General features: G+C 72.3%; 16 protein-coding genes and 1 pseudogene. 9 read left to right on the forward strand and 8 right to left on the reverse strand.

Translation table 11 applies throughout. The features are described from left to right. Window positions 1–25: 25 nt before the first annotated feature. Window positions 26–1,252, forward strand: coding sequence for a cytochrome P450 (locus HYQ63_RS15950; RefSeq protein ID WP_179934418.1), 1,227 nt, complete (start codon window positions 26–28; stop codon window positions 1,250–1,252). Here the strand turns inward: HYQ63_RS15950 and HYQ63_RS15955 are convergent. Beyond that, the gene (locus tag HYQ63_RS15955; protein WP_179934419.1) at window positions 1,227–1,727 is read right to left on the reverse strand and encodes a GNAT family N-acetyltransferase; all 501 of its coding nucleotides are present in this window, start codon (window positions 1,725–1,727) and stop codon (window positions 1,227–1,229) included. The two genes, HYQ63_RS15950 and HYQ63_RS15955, sit on opposite strands and share 26 nt — an antisense overlap. Window positions 1,728–1,764: 37 nt before the next feature. Then, window positions 1,765–2,094 carry a hypothetical protein gene (locus HYQ63_RS15960; RefSeq protein ID WP_179934420.1) on the reverse strand — a complete coding sequence of 110 codons (330 nt, stop codon included), beginning with the start codon at window positions 2,092–2,094 and terminating at the stop codon, window positions 1,765–1,767. Window positions 2,095–2,313: 219 nt separating this feature from the next. On the opposite strand from HYQ63_RS15960, the gene HYQ63_RS15965 reads away from it, so the two are divergent. Beyond that, window positions 2,314–3,459, forward strand: a complete 1,146-nt coding sequence (locus HYQ63_RS15965) for a class I SAM-dependent methyltransferase (RefSeq protein WP_179940163.1) — start codon at window positions 2,314–2,316, stop codon at window positions 3,457–3,459. A 98-nt stretch (window positions 3,460–3,557) separates the two neighbouring features. Then, window positions 3,558–4,355, forward strand: a complete 798-nt coding sequence (locus HYQ63_RS15970) for a sugar phosphate isomerase/epimerase (protein ID WP_179934421.1) — start codon at window positions 3,558–3,560, stop codon at window positions 4,353–4,355. An 85-nt stretch (window positions 4,356–4,440) separates the two neighbouring features. On the opposite strand, the pseudogene HYQ63_RS15975 reads toward HYQ63_RS15970, so the two are convergent. Further along, window positions 4,441–5,271, reverse strand: a pseudogene (locus tag HYQ63_RS15975) (EamA family transporter); the annotation flags it as partial. A gap of 41 nt (window positions 5,272–5,312) precedes the next feature. On the opposite strand from HYQ63_RS15975, the gene HYQ63_RS15980 reads away from it, so the two are divergent. After that, window positions 5,313–6,224, forward strand: a complete 912-nt coding sequence (locus tag HYQ63_RS15980; RefSeq protein ID WP_179934422.1) for a LysR family transcriptional regulator — start codon at window positions 5,313–5,315, stop codon at window positions 6,222–6,224. Window positions 6,225–6,573: 349 nt separating this feature from the next. Beyond that, window positions 6,574–7,158, forward strand: coding sequence for a hypothetical protein (locus HYQ63_RS15985; protein WP_179934423.1), 585 nt, complete (start codon window positions 6,574–6,576; stop codon window positions 7,156–7,158). 83 nt (window positions 7,159–7,241) lie between these two features. Here HYQ63_RS15985 and HYQ63_RS44705 read toward each other — a convergent pair whose 3' ends face one another. Next, the gene (locus HYQ63_RS44705; RefSeq protein WP_257231887.1) at window positions 7,242–7,481 is read right to left on the reverse strand and encodes a hypothetical protein; all 240 of its coding nucleotides are present in this window, start codon (window positions 7,479–7,481) and stop codon (window positions 7,242–7,244) included. 43 nt (window positions 7,482–7,524) lie between these two features. Between HYQ63_RS44705 and HYQ63_RS15990 the strand changes: the two genes are divergently transcribed. After that, entirely contained in the window at window positions 7,525–9,213 is a 1,689-nt protein-coding gene (locus tag HYQ63_RS15990) for a glycoside hydrolase family 3 protein (RefSeq protein ID WP_257231888.1), read from the forward strand. Between the two features lie 326 nt (window positions 9,214–9,539). Here HYQ63_RS15990 and HYQ63_RS15995 read toward each other — a convergent pair whose 3' ends face one another. Continuing rightward, window positions 9,540–10,946: a S28 family serine protease gene (locus HYQ63_RS15995; RefSeq protein ID WP_179934424.1), complete on the reverse strand. Its 1,407-nt coding sequence runs from the start codon at window positions 10,944–10,946 to the stop codon at window positions 9,540–9,542. 180 nt (window positions 10,947–11,126) lie between these two features. On the opposite strand from HYQ63_RS15995, the gene HYQ63_RS16000 reads away from it, so the two are divergent. Continuing rightward, entirely contained in the window at window positions 11,127–11,570 is a 444-nt protein-coding gene (locus tag HYQ63_RS16000) for a hypothetical protein (protein ID WP_039941875.1), read from the forward strand. Window positions 11,571–11,675: 105 nt separating this feature from the next. On the opposite strand, the gene HYQ63_RS16005 is transcribed toward HYQ63_RS16000, so the two are convergent. Next, the gene (locus tag HYQ63_RS16005) at window positions 11,676–15,578 is read right to left on the reverse strand and encodes an ABC transporter ATP-binding protein (RefSeq protein ID WP_179940167.1); all 3,903 of its coding nucleotides are present in this window, start codon (window positions 15,576–15,578) and stop codon (window positions 11,676–11,678) included. A gap of 199 nt (window positions 15,579–15,777) precedes the next feature. Continuing rightward, window positions 15,778–16,059 (reverse strand): helix-turn-helix domain-containing protein, encoded by a 282-nt coding sequence (locus HYQ63_RS16010; RefSeq protein WP_179934425.1) that lies wholly within the window; start codon window positions 16,057–16,059, stop codon window positions 15,778–15,780. Between the two features lie 54 nt (window positions 16,060–16,113). Between HYQ63_RS16010 and map the strand changes: the two genes are divergently transcribed. Both map and HYQ63_RS16020 read left to right on the forward strand, forming a co-directional pair. Next, window positions 16,114–16,881, forward strand: a complete 768-nt coding sequence (gene map, locus HYQ63_RS16015) for a type I methionyl aminopeptidase (RefSeq protein ID WP_179934426.1) — start codon at window positions 16,114–16,116, stop codon at window positions 16,879–16,881. A gap of 122 nt (window positions 16,882–17,003) precedes the next feature. Next, a complete protein-coding gene (locus HYQ63_RS16020) occupies window positions 17,004–18,125 on the forward strand; it encodes a helix-turn-helix domain-containing protein (protein ID WP_179934427.1) in 1,122 nt (373 codons plus the stop codon). Between the two features lie 94 nt (window positions 18,126–18,219). On the opposite strand, the gene HYQ63_RS16025 is transcribed toward HYQ63_RS16020, so the two are convergent. Continuing rightward, complete coding sequence (locus HYQ63_RS16025; RefSeq protein WP_179934428.1) at window positions 18,220–20,940, reverse strand: glycosyl hydrolase family 65 protein; 2,721 nt, start codon at window positions 20,938–20,940, stop codon at window positions 18,220–18,222. Window positions 20,941–20,975: the final 35 nt, after the last annotated feature.

A 20,975-nucleotide genomic window follows, 5' to 3' on the forward strand; every position in this document is an offset into this window, starting at 1 on the left:
CAACGACCGCCGCGAAAGGAATCCGATGAGTCAAACGGCTCCCATCCCGTACGGCCTCCCCAAGAAGCGCGATGCGGGCCCCTTCGACCCGCCTCGCGACATCACCCGGCTGCGCGAGGCTCGTCCCGTCAGCCCCATGACCTTCCCCGACGGTCACGAGGGCTGGATCGTCACCGGCTACGACGCGGTCCGCCAGCTCATGGCCGACACCCGGTTCAGCTCCCGCCAGGACATCGGCGTTCTCCATGTGCCGTACGAGATTCCCGGCCTGCCCGCCGTCACCGAACCGTCCCCGCAGGAGCCGGGGCTGTTCATCGCCATGGACCCGCCGGACCACACCCGGCTGCGCACCAAGCTCACCGGCGCCTTCACCGTCAAACGCATGAAAATGCTCGAAGAGCACATCATCGACATCGCCGAACGGCAATTGGACGAAATGGCGCGTCTGACCCCGCCGGTCGACCTGGTCAAGGAGTTCGCGCTGCCGCTGCCGTCCCTGGTGATCTGTGAACTGCTCGGTGTCCCCTACGCGGACCGGGAGCAATTCCAGGTCAACTCCGCCAAGTTCTTGAACAAGGAGTTGCCCTTCGACGAGCAGATTGCCGCGTACACCGACCTGAACGCGTACCTCTCCGAACTGGTCACGCGCAAACGCGCCGCCCCCGGCGAAGACATCCTGTCCGACCTCGCCCGCCATGACGACGTCGCCATCGAGGAACTGACCGGAATTGCCTTCCTGCTGCTGCTCGCGGGCCACGAGACCACCGCCAATATGCTGGGGCTGGGCACCTTCGCGCTGTTGGAGCACCCCGAGCAGCTTGCCGAACTGCGCGCCGACCCGGATCTGATGCCCGGCGCCGTAGAGGAACTCATGCGCTACCTGTCCGTTGTCGATATCCTCTATCGCTACGCCACGGAGGACCTCGAACTCGGCGGCGAAACAATCGGCAAGGGATCGAGCGTCGTCGTCTCCATGCTGGCCGCCAACCGCGACCCCCGGCGCTTCGACAACCCCGACACGCTGGACCTCCGCCGCAAGGCCCGCGGTCACCTGTCCTTCGGCCACGGCGTCCACCAATGCCTGGGCCAGCAACTGGCCCGCGTCGAGATGCGCGCCGGTTTCGAGGGGCTGCTGCGCCGCTTCCCGACGCTCCAGCTCGCCGTCCCCGCCGACGAGGTGAAGCTCAGGACCAACATGCAGATCTACGGCGTCCACGAGTTGCCTGTCACCTGGACGGAAACGGCCCGCTAACACCGCAGGGCAAGTCCAGTTCGCCGACCGTCTGGTCCCCGCTCGTCTCGCCCGTCGGCTGGAATCCGAGCTTGAGGTAGAAACTCTCCGGTCCGTCGGCGCCTGGATGCCAGGTGGTGGTCATGCGGGCGCCACCGCGACGGCGGATTTCGGCAGCTACGGACTCGACCGCGAATCGTCCGTAGCCGCGCCCCTGCTCGCCGGCCGCGATGTTGAGGCGCCAGAGCCCGGATCGCACGTCGGTGCCTGTGCCGTCGCCCCTCCAGTCGATAGCGAAGAAGGCCATGAGGAAGCCGACGGTCCGGTCGTCGTCGAGGATGAGGCGGGGCCAGGCTATGCCGGGATGGACGTATGCCTCGGCCAGGGATTTCACGACCGGCGCGACCAGGTGTTCCTGATCCGGACGGACCCGTAGCCCGATCGCGACGTCGACGTTGTCCGGGGTGATCTTCTCCAGACGGAGAGCGCTCGTCATGCACGAACCATAGGCCGGTCGACACGCCCGCGTGGCGTCAATTCCTGCGGCGACGCCCTTGTCCATAAGGCCCGTGCCGGTCGTGTGCCCGCCATTCCTCCTCATGAATGTCGCGGTCTTCGCCGTCCGCCCTGCCGCCGGGAGTCGAAATAATCTCCCCGCGCTTGACCTTGGCCATCATCGAGGCAAGTTGGCGGTCGGTGTGTTCATCGCTGAAACGACCACGGTCGCGCTCGGGCGGCGGTCCCGGCGGGAGGGGCGGGACCGGCTTGAGTGCGAGCTGCTTAACCTTGTGGCGCTGCGTCTCAGGCGTGGCGTTCTCCGTCTTCGCGCCGTTCTGATGCGACCGTGACGACGTACCGCTCATTTATGGCCCCCCGTGTCACTGAAAATCCCCTGACTACGTGCAAAAATCATTCCCCGAAAAGGGTGCGAGGAAACGGGATTTGGCCCTCGGACGGCCCACTGCCAGCGGCACGACCGGCACCACGTTCTCCAAAACCGCTCGCGTCAGGCGGTCCGTACCGCAAGGATCACCCCATACGCACCGAAGGTGCGCACGGCACGAGAGCAAAGGGTGTACCCCCTGAGTACGCAGCACCTCATCGAGTGGACCGAAGACGGCGGGCCCCGGACCGCCCAGTGGCGTTCCGAGAGCGGCGCGCCGCCGCCGCGGCGGGTTGTGGTCGCGGACGACCGGATGACGGCCGACGCCGCGTACCGTCTCGTCTGCGAGGGCACCGCGCTGCTGTGGCGCGGGGACTACCAGGGCGCCCGGCAGCTGCTCGCCGCGCTGGCGCGGCGGGTCGACCGGGGGCCGCGGCGGCCCCGGGGGCGGCGCGGACCGGCGGAGAGCGCGGCCGAGGCGTTCCACCGGCACCGGCAGGAGCAGGGGCGGCGGGCCCGGCTGCTGGGCATGCTGCTCGTGCCGCTGGACGCCGACCTCGCCGTACCGCTGCGCCGGGCGCCCGACGTGCGGGAGGCGTGCGCGCAGGTGTACGGCGCGGCGCACGGCCCGTCGGTGATCTCGCTGCGGGAGTTACTCGGCCTGATCGGCGCGCACGAGTGGCGCGAGAAGGGCGTGGAGGTACCGGCGCTCGGCGGCGACCGTATCCATCCGTATTACGGGGTCTTCTCGCCGGTGCGCGGCGAATACGTCGACCTGGTGGCCGAAGCCCCGCTGCCCGCCTCCCGCACGGCCGCCTTCGACATCGGCACCGGGTCGGGCGTGCTGGCCGCCGTGCTCGCGCGGCGCGGCATCGAGCGCGTGGTGGCCACCGACCAGGACGCGCGGGCGCTGGCCTGCGCGCGGGAGAACGTGGCGCGGCTGGGGCTCGCCGAACGGGTGGAGGTGGTCCGCGCGGACCTCTTCCCGCCGGGCCGCGCCCCGCTGGTGGTCTGCAACCCGCCCTGGGTCCCGGCCCGCCCCAGCTCGCCGGTGGAGCACGCGGTGTACGACCCCGGAAGCCGCATGCTGCACGGCTTCCTGAACGGGCTCGCGGACGCCCTCACTCCCGACGGCGAGGGCTGGCTCATCCTCTCCGACCTCGCCGAGCACCTGGGGTTGCGGACCCGTGAGGAGTTGCTGGGTGCGTTCGAGTCCGCGGGGCTGCGGGTCGTCGACCGGCTGGACACCCGCCCCGCGCACCCCCGCGCCGCCGACCCCACCGATCCGCTGCACGCGGCCCGGGCGGCGGAGGTGACGTCACTGTGGCGGCTGGCAGCGGGGTGAGGAAGGGTTTGGGGTCGCCGGTCCTGGGTTACCGGTTTTCGGCACGGCAGGATTGACCTCGCCCCCTGCCGAGCCCCCACGACCCCATGGAGCCCGCCATGAAGCTCGCCTTCTCGACCCTCGGCGTCCCCGGTATGCCCATGACCGACGTCGCCCGACTCGCCGCCGGGAACGGGTACCACGGTGTCGAGCTGCGCGCGCACCCCGAGGAGGCGGTGCACCCCGGGATCGGGGCGGACGAACGCGCGCGGGTGGTCCGGGAGTTCCGGGACGCGGGGGTGGAGATCCTGACCGTCGCCGGGTACGTACGAGTCGCGGCGGAGGGCCCCGACGAGCCGGTGCTGAGCGGGCTGCGGGAACTCCTCGCGCTCGCCCACGACCTGGGCGCGGCCAACGTCCGCGTGTTCCCGGGCGGCGGCGACCGGGACCCCGCCGAGGCCGACGCCTCGGCCGCAGCCCGCCTGGGCGACGCGGCGCCGTACGCCACGGAGCTGGGCGTACGGCTGCTGCTGGAGACCCACGACTCGCACCGCACCGGCGCCGACGCGGCCCGCATCCTCGGGCCGGTCGGGCACGGCAGCGTCGGCGCGATCTGGGACGTGATGCACCCCTGGCTGGGCGGCGAGGACCCCGCCACCAGCTACGCGGCGCTCTCGCCGCACCTGGGCTACGTCCAGGTCAAGGACATCGCCTCCGCGGAGGACACCACTCCGCTGGCGCTGGGCGCGGGCGTGCTGCCGCTGACGGAGTGCGTGGAGCTGCTCAGCCGTGAGGGGTGGGACGGCTGGCTGTGCTGGGAGTACGAGAAGCGGTGGTACCCGCAGGCCCAGGAGCTCCCGCCGCTGCTGGCCCCGGGCCGGGACCACCTGCTGCGGCTGCTCGCCGACGCGGCCTGAGCCGGAGGAGGCGTACGGACGGGAGCGACGTCAGCGCCACGCCGCCCACCAGCAGGGCCGCCGCCAGCCAGCGCAGCGGACTGATCCCCTCCCCCAGCACCAGCGCCGCCGAGGACATGCCGAAGACCGGCACCAGCAGGGAGAAGGGCGCGACCGCGGAGGCGTCGTACGTGCGCAGCAGGAAGCCCCACAGCCCGAAGCCGAGCACGGTGGCGATCCAGGCGACGTAGACGATGGCGCCCACTCCGGCCCAGTCGAGCGTGGCCAGCGCGTGCAGGCCGGGGGCCGCGCCCTCGAACACCAGCGACAGGCCGAGCAGCGGCAGTACGGGCACCAGGCTCACCCACACCATGAAGCTCAGCGGGTCGGGCGGGGCGGCCTTGCGGGTGAGGACGTTCGAGACGCCCCAGAAGGCCGCGGCCGCGATGACGAGGACGAAGCCGATCAGCGGGCCCGAGGTGCCCTCGTCGACCGCGGCCACGGCGATACCGCCGAGCGCCACCGCCATGCCGAACAGCCGTCGGCGGCTGGGGCGTTCGGCGAGTACGACGGCCGCGAACAGCGCGGTGAACACCGCCTGGACCTGGAGCACCAGCGAGGACAGCCCGGCCGGCATCCCCTCGTGCATCCCGATGAACAGCAGCCCGAACTTCGCCACGCCCAGCGCCAGCCCGACCCCCAGGATCCACCGCCAGGGGACCCGCGGCGGGCCGACGAGGAAGATCGCGGGCACCGCTGCCACCAGGAAGCGGAGGGAGCAGAAGAGGAGGGGCGGCATGTGGTCGAGGCCCACCTCGATGACCACGAAGTTGACGCCCCACAGGGCCGTGACGAGCACGGCGAGGCCGATGTGTGCAGGTCGCATAGGTCGAGGATCGGGGGCGGGACCTTTTAGCACCAGTCCGGATGACTTCATGGTTGGATGCAGAAAACGTGAAACGTGGGAGGTGGGGGGCGATGCTCGATCTGTCCCGGCTGCGGGCGCTCCACGCGGTGGCCGTGCACGGTTCGGTCAGCGCGGCCGCCACCGCGCTCGGCTACACCCCGTCCGCCGTATCGCAGCAGATCGCCAAGTTGGAGCGGGAGACGCGGACCACGCTCCTGGAGCGGCAGGGCCGCGGCGTCGTCCTCACGGACGCGGCCCAGCATCTGGCCGCCACCGCCCAGCAGCTCCTCGCGATCGTGGAACGGGCGGAAACCAGCCTGGAGGAGCGGCGGGGCCGGCCGACCGGACGGCTGGTGATCGGCGCGTTCCCGTCCGCCGCACGGGGGTTGATGCCCGCCGTACTGGCCCGGCTCGCCGCCGAGCACCCCTCGCTGGACGCCCGGCTCGTCGAGGTCGACCCGCATCTGTCGGTGGACCTGGCGGCACAGGGCGTCATCGACCTGGCGGTCACCCACGACTGGGACATCGCCCCGCTGCCCGCCCCGGACGGGCTGCGGCGGGCGGCGATCGGGGACGACCTGTGCGATGTCCTCGTGCCGGTCGGGCATCCGCTGGCGGGGCGGGGGACGTTGCGGCGGGAGGATCTGCCGGGCCAGCGGTGGATCTGCCAGCCGCCTGGGACTGTGTGCCACGACTGGCTCGTACGGACGCTGCGGGCCTCGGGGCACGAACCGGACCTGGCCTACCAGGCGGCGGAGAACCACACCCAGATCGCCCTGGTGGCGGCGGGCCTGGGCATCGCCCTGATGCCGCGCCTGGGCAGGGGCCCACTGCCGGAGGGGGTGCGGGCGGTGCCCCTGGAGCCGGTGCCGGTACGTCACCTCTACGCCCTCTGGCGCGAGGGCGCCGCGCGCCGCCCCGCGATCACGGAGACGGTCGCTGTGCTCGGCGCGGAGTGGCCCCGCCGAGCGGCCGCCGCGTGACGGCCCCCGGCCGACGACCATCGGTGCGGCGAAGGCCGCCGCCTCTAGCCCGGCCGCCTGCCTCCGTGACGACGACGGGCATCGGCGCCACGCCCTCGGCCCGTTCCGTGACCCGGGCACGGTGGCCCGACTTCAGGTCGGGCGCCGGGTGCTCCCAGTGGGGCGTGCCGTGGCCGCCACCGCAGGGTTGGCGCAAGCGGCTTGAGGCGAAGTGGCGAGGCGAAGACGTGCCGCCGCTGGAGCATCCGGAGACGCCTGACCAGGACACGTTGTTCTGAGTCCCGCGCTCGGCGGGGGTGGAGGACGTCGCTGTCGCCCTCCAGGCGGGCGACGGTGTCACTATGGGTGCATGCGTCCCCATGCGTGCCGATTCGCCAAGCCCGGTCCGGGCGCGGAACCGGACCGCCCGGCGGGGCGTCCAATCGCCGTGCTGTTGGGGAGTCTCCGCACGGCGGTATCGGCCTCGCTGCTGGCTGCGTCGCTGGCCACCCTCCTCGCCGCCTGCGGCCATCAGCACCCCGCCGCCGGCGCGCACCCCTCCCAGAGCGTCGGCGGCACGGGCCGCATCGATACCGGGCTCGCCTATGTCGCCTCCACGACCGGCGCCGTGCCCGAGACGCGTGCCGTGCTGCGTACCAAGGGTCAGCTCACCGCCTTCGCGCGGCACTTCGGCAAGCAGGCGGAGGCGATTCTCGCGAAGGCCGGGAAGAACGACTTCGGCCGCAACGCCCTCGTCGGCTGGTCCGCGACCACCGGATGCGCCGCGTGGCCGTCCGCCACGCTCCACCGGCCCGGGCGCGGGGATCGGCTCACGCTCGTCGCGGCCGCGCATCCCACGCCGCCGCCGGAGTGCTTCGCGCCGTTCCATATCATCGCGATCTTTACGGTGCCGAAAGACCGGTTGCCCGCCAGGCCACGCTTCGCCGCCTCTTGACGAACGAAGTCGGCTGCTCCTGAACGAAGTTGAACCGAATCACCGGTTCCCATTGACCGGGCCCCACCCGGCACACCAGCGTGTCATATGAACGCCAGCCACCCCCTCCCGAGCCCGATGGAAGGAGTGCGGGTGCACAAGCCGACCTCGCGCCGCACCCTGCTCGCCGCGGCGACCGCCGCCGTCGCCAGCGCATGCAGCCCGCGGACGTTCAGCTCACCCGCGACGTCCGCGTCAACGCCCACGTCCACGTCCGCGTCCGCGTCCGCGGCGACATCCGCCTCGCCCTCGGCGTCCGCGGCGACGCGCCGGCCCGCCCCCACCCGGAGCAGTGACCGGGACCGCGCCTCGGCCCTGCTCGGCCGTATGACGCTGGACCAGAAGATCGGCCAGCTCTTCGTCCTGTCGGTGTACGGGCACTCCGCCACCGCGCCCGATCCCGGCGACGCCGCGGCCAACCGCAAGAAGTACGGCGTCGGCAGCGCTGCCGAGCTGGTGGCCAAGTACCACCTCGGCGGAATCATGTACACCGAGTGGGCGCACAACATCCGCGATCCGCGGCAGATCGCCGCCCTCTCCAACGGCATCCAGAAGGCCGCCCTCGACGGCCCCGCGGGCGTGCCGCTGCTCCTCTCCACCGACCAGGAGCACGGCATGGTGGCCCGGATCGGGGCGCCCGCCACGCTGCTCCCGGGGGCGATGGCGCTCGGTGCGGGCGGCAGCGCGCCGGACGTACGGGCGGCGGCCCGGGTCGCCGGGGCGGAGCTGGCCGCGCTCGGCATCCGGCAGGACTACGCGCCGGACGCGGACGTCAACGTCGACCCGGCCAACCCGGTGATCGGCATCCGCTCCTTCGGTGCCTCCCCCAAGGCGGTCGCCCGGCTGGTCGCGGCCCAGGTCGAGGGGTACCAGGGCGCCGGGGTCGCGGCCACCGCCAAGCACTTCCCCGGGCACGGCGACACCTCCGTGGACAGCCATGTCGGGCTGCCGACCATCACCCACTCCCGCAAGGAGTGGGAACGGCTGGACGCGCCGCCGTTCCGCGCCGCGATCGCCGCCGGGATCGACTCGGTCATGACGGCACACCTGCTGTTCCCCGCGCTCGACCCGGCCGACGACCCGGCCACGCTCTCCCGCCCCATCATCACCGGCGTCCTGCGCGAGGACCTCGGCTACGACGGCGTCGTGATCACCGACTCGCTCGGCATGCAGGGCGTGCGCAAGAAGTACGGCGACGACCGGGTGCCGGTGCTCGCACTGAAGGCGGGCGTGGACCAGTTGCTGACCCCGCCCGACCTGCCCGCCGCCTGGAACAGCGTGCGCACGGCGGTACGGAAGGGTGAGATCAGCGAGGACCGGCTCGACGCGTCGGTGCTGCGCGTCCTGGAACTCAAGGCGCGCCGGGGGCTGCTGGACGAGCCGTACACCAGCGACCGCGCGGTGGACCGTACGGTGGGCACCCGCGACCACGCCGCCACCGCCGCGCGCATCGCGGACCGCACCACCACGCTGATCACCAACCGCGGCGGGCTGCTGCCGCTGTCCCGCCGCCACCACCGCGAGCTGCTCGTGGTCGGCGTGGACCCCGCCGCCCCGACCGGCACCGGCGGCCCTCCGACGGCCGTCCTCGCCCGCGCCCTCGACGCGCTCGGCTTCACCGCGAAGGCCCTGTCCACCGGCACCGGCAGCGCGCCCGATCCGTCCCCGGGGCGGATCGACGAGGCGGTCGCGGCGGCTCGCGAACGGGACGCGGTGATCGTCCTGACCCGCGACGTCGACGCCGGGTCCGGCCAGCGGCGGCTGGTCTCGGAACTGTCCGCCACCGGGATGCCGGTGGTCCACGTCGCGATCAAGGACCCGTACGACATCGCCCAGTTGGGCAACGACCCCGGCGCGTCGCTGGCCACCTACGGCTGGACGGACGTCGAGGTGCGGGCCGCCGCCCGGGTCATCGCCGGGAAGCGGAACCCGCGCGGACGGCTACCGGTCGCCGTGCGGCGCGCGGACGCCCCGTCCCGGGTGCTGTACCCGATCGGGCACGGGCTCTCGTACTGAGGCGGTGGGCGGGGGTGTTGAGCCCCCACCCCGCCCCTTCCCGAAACCGGGGGAATCCCCCGGACCCCCGGACACGGCACCCAGGCTGCGGTGCGCGCTGGGTGCCGTGCCCGGTGTCCGCCAAGGGCCGGATCCGGCCCGGGGCCCCGCACAAGTCCGGGCCAGGGCCCGGGGCCCGAAGCCCGAGGCCCGAAGGCTCCGGGCTTCGGGCGGGCCGGGTGCGGCACGGGCCCGGGCCGGAGCCAGGGGCCAGGCCAGCCGCCCGGGGCCCGGAGCCAGGGCCCGAGGCCCCGGCCCAGGCCGTAGCCAGGGCCGGGGCCAGGGGCTTACGGTCGCAGCACCGGATCGCGTTCCATCTCTCGGCGGTCCAGCTTGGCGTCACGGGGGGCCAGGGGCTTGGACGAGGCCGGGACGCCTGCCCACTTCTGGACCGCCGCCGTCGCCTTCGCCTTTTCGGCCGCCGTCAGCTGGGCGATGTTGGAGCCGTGGTTGCCGCCGGGGGCCGTGTAGACGTACGAGTCGCGCGCGCCCTTGCCCAGGCGGAACGGCTCGGCGCCCCACGGGTCGTTCTCCCCGTAGACGAACAGCATCCGGTTCGCGTCATGGCGGACCCAGCGGTCCACGTCCCGCATCGCGCCCGGCTTGAAGCGCATCGGGATGTCGCGCGGGACGTAGTTGCGCGGGTTGTAGATGCCCGGGTAGCGCAGCAGGCCGTCCAGGTGCGGGGTCTTGAAGGTGGGGGCGCCCAGTTCGGTGCCCGCCTGGTAGTAGTACGGGGTGTAGGTCTCCAGGCCCTGGTCGGTGTAGGCGGAGAAGCCGGAGATGTCGTCGATGAACTTGTACAGCTCATCGGTGGAGGCCGTGGTGGCGGGGACGTCCGCGCAGTCCTTCAGCAGGTGGTACTGCCAGAAGGCCCACACCAGGTCGAGGACGACGTTTTCGTACGCCTTGTCGGCGCTGCCGACGACCGTGAAGGTCTGCTTCTCCTCGTCGGCCCACTTCTGGTACCGCGCCACGATCTCGTCGCGCCGCACGAGCGCTTCGCGCTGGACCGCGTTCAGCTTGGTGCGGCATTCGGCGGTGCCGACGCCCGCGAAGAAGCGGTCGTAGGCCGAATCCTCGGCGTTGACCACGTCGTTGGGGGCGACGTAGGCGATGGTGCCCGCCATGTCGCGCGGGTAGAAGCGGCGGTAGTAGGTGGCGGTCATGCCGCCCTTGCTGCCGCCGGTGGCGAGCCACTTCTTGCCGTAGACGCGGTGCAGCGCCCGGTACAGCCGGTGCTGGTCGCTGGCGGCCTGCCAGATGTCGAGCTTCGACCAGTCGGCGGGCTGGGGCCGCGACGGGGTGAAGAACCGATACTCCATGGACACCTGGTTGCCGTCCACGATCTGCGTGGGCTCACTGCGGCGCGGCGTGGTGTTGACGTTGTAGCCGGAGGTGAAGAACACCGTCGGCCGGTCGGCGGCCTTGTGCAGCAGGGTGAACCGCTGCTTGAAGGTGCCCTTGGACGGATGCCGGTGGTCGACCGGCTGCTGATAGGTGAAGACGAGGAAGCGGTAGCCGTCGTACGGCCGCTCCTCGACGAAGCTCATCCCGGGTATCGCCAGGACGCGTTCCTTGATGTCCGGCTCGCTCGCGGGGGTGGCCGCTGCCACCGGTGCACTGCCTGCACCGGCGCCGACCGCCCCCACGATTATCACGAGCGACAACAGCCATCTGAGCGCCTTGCCCATTCGCCCTCCCCTTGGGTGCACATCCCCTGGATGCACATCAATCGCACAGGTCGCCGAGAACCTATCGGGGCACAGACGGAGTGGCTAGAGGCTTCCGATCACGCCAACCAGCCGCCGAATACGGAGAGTTGTTACCGTCACCCCCTTTCGTAGCGGGCTGTGATGGCGCATCCTGGCGACATGGACCGAGACGAACGGCACGACCGGAGCGAACGGGCCGAGCGGCTGACGCAGTATCTGACCGAATTGCAGGAACGAATCGATCCGCGCTCGCTTGAGCTGCTCATGCGGCTGCTGCGCGAGCTGAGCACCTCACCGGCCGTCCGCGGGGGGACGTACGAACTCGGCATGGGGCCCGAGGAGAAAGAGCTGTTCACCCCCGCCCTCCAGGCCGAGTTGCTGGTGTTGTTCGGCCTGCTCACCTCCCAGGACGAGCGGGTGGTCGTCGACCTCGGCGACAGCCCGCACGCCAAGGGCATGAAGGTGCTGGTGCCCCAGGACCGGGCCCAGGACCCCGACTTCCTGCACCGCCACAAGCAGCGCGTGGCGGCCGAGGCTGAGCAGCGGGAGGCGGACCGGCGCGAGGTGGAGGGCATCGCGAGGGCGAGCGGCATGGAACCGTGACGTCACCGTGTGTGATGAGCGGTGAACGCCGAGAGTTACCGGCCGTATAGTCACGGCCGGGCGGCGCACTCATGAGGCGGCCGCACCCGCCCCGACGGCGGGGTGTTACGCCCCCACCGGGGCCGTCTCTCCCGTGAAGGTGCGCCACAGCTCGGCATACCGGCCGTCCGGCCGTGCCACCAGCTCCTCGTGCGTACCGTCCTCGACGACCCGTCCGTGGTCCAGGACCACCACCCGGTCCGCGCGGGCCGCGGTGGTCAGCCGGTGCGCGACGACCAGTGTGGTGCGTCGGCCCGCCAGCCGGTCCGTGGCCTGGTTGACCAGGCCCTCGGTGGCCAGGTCGAGCGCGGCCGTGGCCTCGTCGAGCAGCAGGATGTCCGGGTCGACCAGCTCGGCGCGCGCGAGCGCGATCAGCTGGCGCTGCCCGGCCGACAGATTGCGCCCGCGCTCGGAGACCGCGTGCAGATAGCCGCCGTCGAGCGAGGCCACCATGGCGTGGGCGCCGACCGCCCGCGCGGCCGCTTCCACGTCGGCGTCGCTCGCGTCGGGCCGTCCGTAGGCGATGGCGTCGCGCACGGTCCCGGGGAAGAGATACGGCTCCTGCGGGACGACGCCCAGCCGGTTGCGGTACGCGGTGAGGTCCAGCTCGCGCAGATCCGTGCCGTCGACCCGTACGGCGCCGCCGGTGGGGTCGTAGAAGCGGGCGACCAGCTTGACGAGCGTGGACTTGCCCGCGCCCGTCTCCCCCACGAACGCCACCGTCTGCCCGGCCGGGATCGTGAGGTCGATGCCCGACAGGGCCTCCTCGGCGGCCGCACCATCGGCACCGCCATACCGGAAGCGCACGTCCTCGAAGGCCACTTCGCCGCGCACCGTCCGCACCGCGCGCGGGTTCTTCGGCGCCGGGGTGGTGGTCGGCTCCCGCAGCAGCTCCTGGATGCGGCCCAGCGACACCGTGGCCTGCTGATAGCCGTCGAACACCTGGGAGAGCTGCTGGACGGGCGCGAAGAACAGGTCGATGTAGAGCAGATAGGCGACCAGCGCCCCCGCCGTCAGCGTCCCGTCGCTCACCCGCCCGGAGCCGACGATCAGCACCAGCGCGGCGGCGGTGGACGACAGCAGCTGGACGAACGGGAAGTACACCGAGATCAGCCACTGGCCGCGCACCCGCGCCTGCCGGTACGCGTCGCTGCGCCCCGCGAACCGCTCCCGGCCGACGCCCTCGCGCCGGAACGCCTGCACGATGCGCAGCCCCGCCACGCTCTCCTGGAGATCGGCGTTGACGGTGCCCACGCGCTCACGGGCGAGTTCGTACGCCTTGACGCTCTTGCGGCGGAAGACGAACGTGCCGATGATCAGCGGCGGCAGGGTGGCGAACACCACCAGCGCCAGCTGGACGTCGATCACCAGCAGCGCGACCAGGATGCCGAAGAAGGTCAGCAGGCTGACGACGGCGGTGACCAGACCGGTCTGGAGGAACGTCGACAGCGCGTCCACGTCGGTGGTCATCCGCGTCATGATCTTGCCGGTCAGCTCGCGCTCGTAGTAGTCGAGTCCGAGCCGCTGCAACTGCGCGAAGATCTTGACCCGCAGGGCGTACAGCACGCGTTCGCCCGTGCGCCCGGTCAGCCGCATCGCCCCGAACTGGGCGGCCCACTGCGCGAGGACGACGACCAGCGCCAGCCCGGACGCCGCCCACACCGCGCCCAGCGCCATGCGCTGGACGCCCTGGTCGATGCCGTGCCGGATGAGCACGGGCAGCAGCAGCCCGGACACCGCGTCGACCGTCACCAGCAGCAGGCAGAACAGCAGGGAGGTCCCGAACCCGCGCAGCAACTGCCGCAGTCCGTAGGCCTCTTCGGGCCGCGCGGCCCGCTCCTCGTCCACCTCGGGCGTGTCCGTGGCGGGCGGCAGGGCCTCGACCTTGGCCAGCAGCTCGGGCGTGGCGGGCATCCCGGCCAGCGCCCCGGCCATCCCGGGGGCGGGTGGTGCGGTGGCGGTACGCGCCTCCGGGCCCGCCGTGTCGCCGTCCCCGTCGCGCCGCACCCATAGCTCCGGGGTCACCCCGCCCGCGGTGCGCGGTGCGGCATGCGCGGGGTCGTCGCCGCCGCGCACCTGTGCCGTCGGCCGGTCGCCGCTGCCGCTGCCGCTGCCGTTCGCGGACGCCTCACCGTCGAGACACGGCTCGGCCAGCCCCGTTGCGGCCGCTTCGCCGCCGAACGCCCCGGCGTACCCCGCCGTCGGCTGCGGGGCGGCGTGCTCGGGGTCGTCGCCCCCGCGCGGCTGCACGGCGAGGCGCCCGGCCGGGTCGCGGGTGATGCCGCTCAGCTCGTCCGGGTCCGTCAGCAGACGGCGGTACAGCTCGCAGCGCTTGCGCAGTTCCTCGTCCGTGCCGAGGTCGACCAGGCGGCCGCCGTCCAGGACGGCGATGCGGTCGGCGAGGGCGAGGGTGGACAGGCGGTGGGCGATGAGGAGGGTCGTACGGCCCGCCATGACGCCCCGCAGCGCCTCGTGGATCTCGTGCTCGACGCGCGCGTCCACCGCCGAGGTGGCGTCGTCGAGAACGAGCAGCCGCGGGTCGGTGAGGATCGCGCGGGCCAGGGCCATGCGCTGGCGCTGGCCGCCGGAGAGGGTGAGGCCCTGCTCGCCGACCTCGGTGTCGTAGCCGTCCGGGAGGGCGGAGATGAAGCCATCGGCCTGGGCGGCGCGGGCGGCGGCCCGGATCTGCTCGTCGTCGGCGTCCGGCAGCCCGTAGGCGAGGTTGGCGCGCACGGTGTCGGAGAAGAGGAAGCTGTCCTCGGGGACGAGCCCGATGGCGGCGCGCAGCGACTCGTACGTCAGCTCGCGCACATCGTGGCCGCCGATCCGCACCGCGCCGTCCGTCACGTCGTAGAAGCGGGGCAGCAGCATGGACAGGGTGGATTTGCCGCTGCCCGAGGCGCCGACCACGGCGACCGTCTCGCCCGGTTCGATGCGCAGCGACACATCGGAGAGCACCGGCCGGTCGGGGTCGTAGCCGAAGGTGACGTGCTCGAATTCGACCGTCGCGGGCGCGTCCGCGGGCAGTTCGCGCGCGTCCGGGCGCTCCTGGATGACCGGTTCGGTGTCGATGAGTTCGTAGACCCGCTCGACACCGGCCCGGGCCTGCTGGCCGACGGTCAGCATCATGGTGAGCATCCGCACCGGGCCGACGAGCTGCGCGAGATAAGTCGAGAAGGCGACGAACGTGCCGAGGGTGATCTGCCCGCGGGTGGCCATCCAGCCGCCGAGGGCCAGCATCGCGACCTGGCCGAGCGCGGGGACGGCCTGGAGGGCGGGGGTGTAGCGGGCGTTGAGGCGGACCGTGCGCAGCCGGGCGGCGAAGAGACCGCGGCCGACCTCGCGGAGCTTGCCCGTCTCCTGCCCCTCCTGGCCGAAGCCCTTGACGACGCGGACGCCGGTGACGGCCCCGTCCACGACCCCGGCGACGGCTGCCGCCTGGCCCTGGGCGTACCAGGTGGCGGGGAAGAGCCGGATGCGGCTGCGCGAGGCGAGGACCCACAGGGCGGGCGCGACGGCGAGGGCGACGACGGTGAGCAGCGGGGAGAGCACCGCCATCACGACGAGGGAGACCAGGAAGAGCAGCACGTTGCCGATCATCATCGGCACCATGAAGAGCAGGCCCTGGATCAGCTGGAGGTCGCTGGTGGCGCGGCCGACGATCTGGCCGGTGGACAGCTCGTCCTGGCGCCTGCCGTCGAGGCGGACCAGGGACGCGTACATCTGGGTCCGCAGATCGTGCTGGACGTCGAGCGCGAGCCGTCCGCCGTAGAAGCGGCGGACGTAGGTGAGGGCGTAGACGACGAGGGCCGCGACGATCAGCAGGACGGCCCAGGGCGCGAGCGCCCGGTCGTGCCGGACGATCACCTCGTCGATGATCAGCTTGGTGACGAGCGGGACCAGCGCCATGACGCCCATCCCGGCGAGCGAGGCCCCGAGCGCGAGCAGCACATTGCGGCGGTACCGCATGCAGTGGCGGGTCAGCCGCCGCCCCCAGCCCTGTCGTGCGTCCGCATTGTCACCGTTGTCGGCGTTGCCACCTTTATCGGTGTTGCCGCCTTTGCCGCCCGCCACTCATGACCTCCCGGTTTCCACTGCTGCCGGAAGACCCAACACACACGTGTGCGGATTTCATCCTTCCGCAACAAACGAGCCGGGGGCGGGGCCGTTACGCCGCCTCGTCGCGCGGCACCTCCTCCGGGACGGCGGCCGCGGCACAGCGCGCGGCGATGTCGTCCAGCCGCAAGCCCAGGGTGGTGGCCAGGGCGGCGATGGTGAAGAAGGCGGGAGTGGGGGCCCGGCCGGTCTCGATCTTGCGGAGGGTCTCCGCCGAGATCCCGGCCCCGGCGGCGACGTCCGCCATGCTGCGCTCGCCCCGGGCCTGCCGCAGCAGGACACCGAGGAAGCGGCCGCGTTCGCGTTCCGACGGAGTGAGAGGAGTGCGCACCATGACCGTGATACTAATACCGGTATAAGAATTGGGTAGCCTCGGGAGGGCAGCACTGTGGTGGAAATCAAGACGGACGCGTCGCTGGACGCCATGCGGGAGGCGGGCCGGGTCGCCGCGGGCATCCTCACGGCGGCGCGCGAGGCCGCCGCCGTCGGCGTGAGCCTGCGCGAACTGGACGAGGTGGCCCGGGAGGTGCTGCGCCGGGCCGGGGCCACGTCCCCGTTCCTCGGCTACCGGCCGGGCTTCGCCCCGACCCCCTTCCCCGCGGCCATCTGCGCCTCGGTCAACGACGCGATCGTGCACGGCATCCCGAACGGGTACCGGCTGCGCGACGGCGATGTGGTGTCCATCGACTGCGGCGCGGTCCTCGACGGCTGGGCCAGCGACTGTGCGACCAGCTTCATCGTCGGCACCGCCCGCCCCGAGGACGTGCGGCTGGTCGAGACCGGCCGGAAGGCACTGGAAGCGGCCATCGCGGCGGCCGTCGTCGGCGGCCGGATCGGCGACATCGCGCACGCCATCGGAACGGTGGGCCGGGCGGCCGGGTACGGCATCCCCGCGGACTTCGGCGGCCATGGCGTGGGACGGCGGATGCACGAGGACCCGCCGGTGCCCAACGAGGGGCGGCCGGGGCGCGGTTACCCGCTGCGGCACGGGCTGGTGCTGGCCATCGAGCCGATGTTCATGGCGGGCGGCCGGGACGCGTATCTGACGGACGACGACGGCTGGACGCTCCGTACGGTGGACGGCAGCCGGGCGACGCACAGCGAGCAAACCGTGGCGATCACGGACGACGGACCGCGGGTGCTCACCGCGCCCTGACGCCGTCACGCGGACTGTTCAACACCGGACCGCCATCACCGGACCGTTCATCAAACACTTATGGGCACCGATTAGGGTCACACCAGGCGATCACCGCACAACAACCGCACATCAGAAGGGTGATGATCGAGATGGTGGTCCAGATCGACGACATCCCGCCCTCGGAACGGTTCGCGGCCTGGCGTGCCCTGTGCGACCGGACGACGATCCCCATGGAGCTGCGCAGCACCCACGAGGGCGACTTCCGGGCGACGATGTGGGGCGTCCACCTGGGGCAGGTCATGGTGTCCGGCACCTCCGTCCCCTCCCTGTGGAACCACCGGACACCGGTCCACATCCGCCGGTCGGATCCGGAGCTGTACCACCTCCAGCTGCATCTGCGCGGGGAGACGGACGTCCGGCACGCGGGCGCGACCACGACGCTCGGCGCCCGGCAGTTCATGCTCTCCTGCACGTCCCGGCCCTACGAGGCCGTCGTCGGGCGCGGCAGAACGGACACGTTGACGGTCGCCGTCCCGCCGCCCCTGCTGCCGTTCCCGGCGGCCGACCTCGACCGGCTGCTCGGGCGGCGGCTGTCGGGGCGGACCGGCATCGGCGCCCTCCTCGCCGACGTCCTCATCCGGCTGAGCGCCGAGCACACCGCGTACCGCCCGGCCGACGCCCCGCGCCTGGGCACCGTGGTGGTCGATCTGCTCACCGCGCTGCTCGCGCACGAACTGGACGGCGACGCGGAGGCCGGAGCGGGGGCCGGGTCCGGGGCCGGGGCCGGGGCCGGAGCAGGGGCCGGGTCCGGGGACGCCGCCGGTCGGATGGCCCCCGAGAGCCACCGGCGCGCACTCGTCCTGCGGATCCAGGACTTCGTGCAACGGAACCTGCACACCCCCGATCTGACCCCGGGCTCGATCGCCGCGGCCCATCACATCTCGGTGCGCTACCTCCACCGGCTCTTCGAGCGGCAGGGGCACACCGTCGCCGCCTGGATCCGCGCCCAGCGCCTGGAGCGCTGCTGCCGCGACCTGGCCGATCCCGCGCAGAGCGGCCTCCCCATCCACACCATCGCCGCGCGCTGGGGCTTCGGCCACGCGGCCGACTTCAGCCGGGCGTTCCGCGGCGCCTATGGCCTACCGCCCCGGGACTTCCGCCGGACGGCGCTGTCGCAGCAGGTGCAGCAATCGCGGCTGTCGGACCGCACGGGTGAAGGCGAGCAGGACTCCCCCCGTCGAAGCCCTGCTCACCTTCGCTGATCAGCATGGACCGGCAGCCGCCGGATGTCATTGGCGTGCGGTGCACAGTTCTTGATGCTCCGTGCACCGCACGCCCGGTGACCGTGTCACCTGGTCACTTGGTCACCTTCAGCTCCTCGATGCCCGCGCGCTTCTTGTCGTCCGCCGAGCGCAGCGTGACGCGGACATAGCGGGCCGGGCCCGTCGTCCCGTCGCGCCAGTGCCGTCCGTCGAGCGAGACCTGAGTGCGGTGCGAGGCGGGGCGGGTGGTGGTCCACTGCGGGGTGACCTCGCCGATCCGTACGGTCCGGCCGAGGTCGGCGGTGAGCGCGCCCCGGGCCGCGTTCGGGACCCAGGCGGTGGCCGCGTTGCCGTCGAGGGCGGCGCCCGGCTCCATGCCCGGCTCCTGCGAACTCGCCGTCGCCTCCTGGCAGCGGGCGAGGTTGGTGGTCGGCGTGAGGTCCGGGCGGCGGGTCTTGAGGACGGCGGGGGCGCCCTCGCTCACGACCTGCTTCCCGCCCTGCGGGGTCTCGATGTCGAACGGCGCCCCGGAGGTCAGCCGCACCGTCGTCTCGTGCGGGCCGATCGCCACGTCGTACGTACGGCCCTGCCAGCGCAGCCCCCGCAGGGTGACGCCGTCGCGGAGCTGCGGCGGCAGCATGGGGTCGAGCCGTACGGCGTCCTCGCGCAGCCGCATCCCGGTCAGGCCGTGGGTGAAGACCTGGAGGAAGCCGCCCTTGCCGGTGAGGAAGTCCTGTGCGGGGGACCCGGCCAGCGGGTCGTTGGCGCCCGCCTTCTCGCCGCGCGCCTCCGAGAACTGGTCGAACGGGCCGCGCACGAACGGCTTGATGGAACGCATCAGGTACGTGTACGAGGAGCAGCCGGGCTCCCCGATGGACGCGGCGTCGATCGCGTGCACCGAGTCGGTCATGGCCGGGCCGTCGGGGTCGGTGCGCGCCGCGTAGTAGTCGAGCGTCTTGGCGGCGGACTGCCCGGACATCGGCCACTCCAGCGGGTACATGAGCAGCACGGTGTCCGCCTGCTTGATCAGCGAGCCCTTGTAGCCGTCGTACTGCTGGAAGACCTGCTTCTTCTTGTCGTACGGGATGCGCAGCTTGTCCGCGATCCGGGTCCAGGCGGCCGGGGGCTCCTCGCCGAGGACGCGGGCGGCGCGGGCGGCGTGGCGCAGGGCGGTGGCGGCTCCGGCGTTGGTGAACACCGCGTCGTCCACGCCGTTGCTGTACTCGTCTGGGCCCGCGACGTTCTTGATGGAGTAGCTGCCGTCGTCGTTGTGGGTGACGCGCCCGGCCCAGAACTCGGCGATGCCCTTGAGCACCGGCCAGCCGCGCTCGCGCAGCCAGGCGGCGTCCCCGGTGGCCTGGAAGTACTGCCAGGCCGCGAGGGCGATGTCGCTCTGGAGGTGGTTCTGGGTGCGGCAGTGCGGCGGGTCCCAGCTGTGGCATTCGGTCCACAGCCCGCCCTTGCTCGCGCTGGTCCAGGGGTAGAAGAGGCCGGGGTAGCCGAGCTTGCGCGCGTTCGTACGGGCACCGGCGCGGGTCTTGTAGCGGTACTCGACCACGGACTTGGCCAGTTCGGGATGGGTCGCCAGCAGCCCCGGGTACATCCAGGTCTCGGCGTCCCAGAAGATCAGGCCACCGTAGTTGTCGCTGGTCAGCCCGGTCGGGGAGATGCTGTTGCGGGAGCCGGCGCGGGTGGCGGACAGCAGCCCGTACTGCGCGGACCGCACCCAGTTCTGGAGGTCGCGCTGCCTGCGGCCGCCGATCTCGATGTCGGAGCGCCAGAGCTTGCGCCACGCGGCGGTGTGCTCGGTGAACAGCGCGGGCCAGCCGCGATCGGCGGCCCGGCGGGAGGCGGCGACGGCGTCGGCGCGCGGGGCGTGGGAGGTCAGCGCGGTGTCGACGCCGACGTACTTGGTGAACTCATAGGCGCGGCCCTGCCGCACCGGGAAGCGGACGCCCTGCCGGGCGCTCAACTCACCGCCCTGATCGGCCCGTTCCGCCTTCGCGTTCTGTACGTTACGGCCGGGCCGCAGGGTGGACGCGACAGCGCCGTCGGTCTTGGTGCCGTCCGTACGGAACGCCACATCGACCGTACGGTCGCCATGGGCTCCGCCGCCGGTCTGCGTCATGCGCCGGGCACCGCGCCCGTCGATGCGGTCGGTGACGGTGGCGTCGCCGCTCCAGTGCGGAGTCATGCGCAGCCGTACGGCGCCCACGTGCGCGTCGTTGCGGTCGGCGAGCACGTCGTAGGTGAGGTCGGTGGCGCGGCCGTCGGACGCCGTCCAGGTGAGGGACGTACGGACGAAGCCGCAGCGCATGAAGACGGTCTGCCGGTAGTGCGAGATGTGCCCGGCGGACGTACCCGAGCCGAAGGTCTCCGCGCCCTTGCCCCCGGTGGCCACGTTCAGCGTGGACCAGTTGGGGATGGCGGCGGCGACCTGCCGGTTCTCGGTGGTCTTCTTGTTGTGCCCGTACAGGCCGGAGACGAACGCTCCGTCGTAGCGGGGCGTGAACAGCGGCCATCCGGTCTTGTCGCCGCCGCCCGTGTAACCGGTGCCGTTCGGCGGCACGCGCTGCCCGAGATAGCCGTTGCCCACGTACGCGTGGTAGCTGTCCTTGGGATCGATGCGGTCGGAGGTCAGCGCCCAGCCGTCGGACGGCCCACGCGCACAGCCCCCGGCGCCGGCACGGGCCGCCGCTGAGGAGTCGGATTCGGGAGCGGCGGACGCCGGGGGCACGGCGGCGATCAGCCCGCAGACGAGAAGCGGGGCGATCAGCCGGGCGGCGCGCGGCAGCCGGGAGGTGGAGTACGTCATTGTTCTCCGTCGTGGTTCGCCGGTGACGGTCGCAG

Origin of the sequence: Streptomyces sp. Rer75, from assembly GCF_013414305.1 — a bacterium.
GTDB classification, from domain to species: Bacteria; Actinomycetota; Actinomycetes; order Streptomycetales; family Streptomycetaceae; genus Streptomyces; species Streptomyces himastatinicus.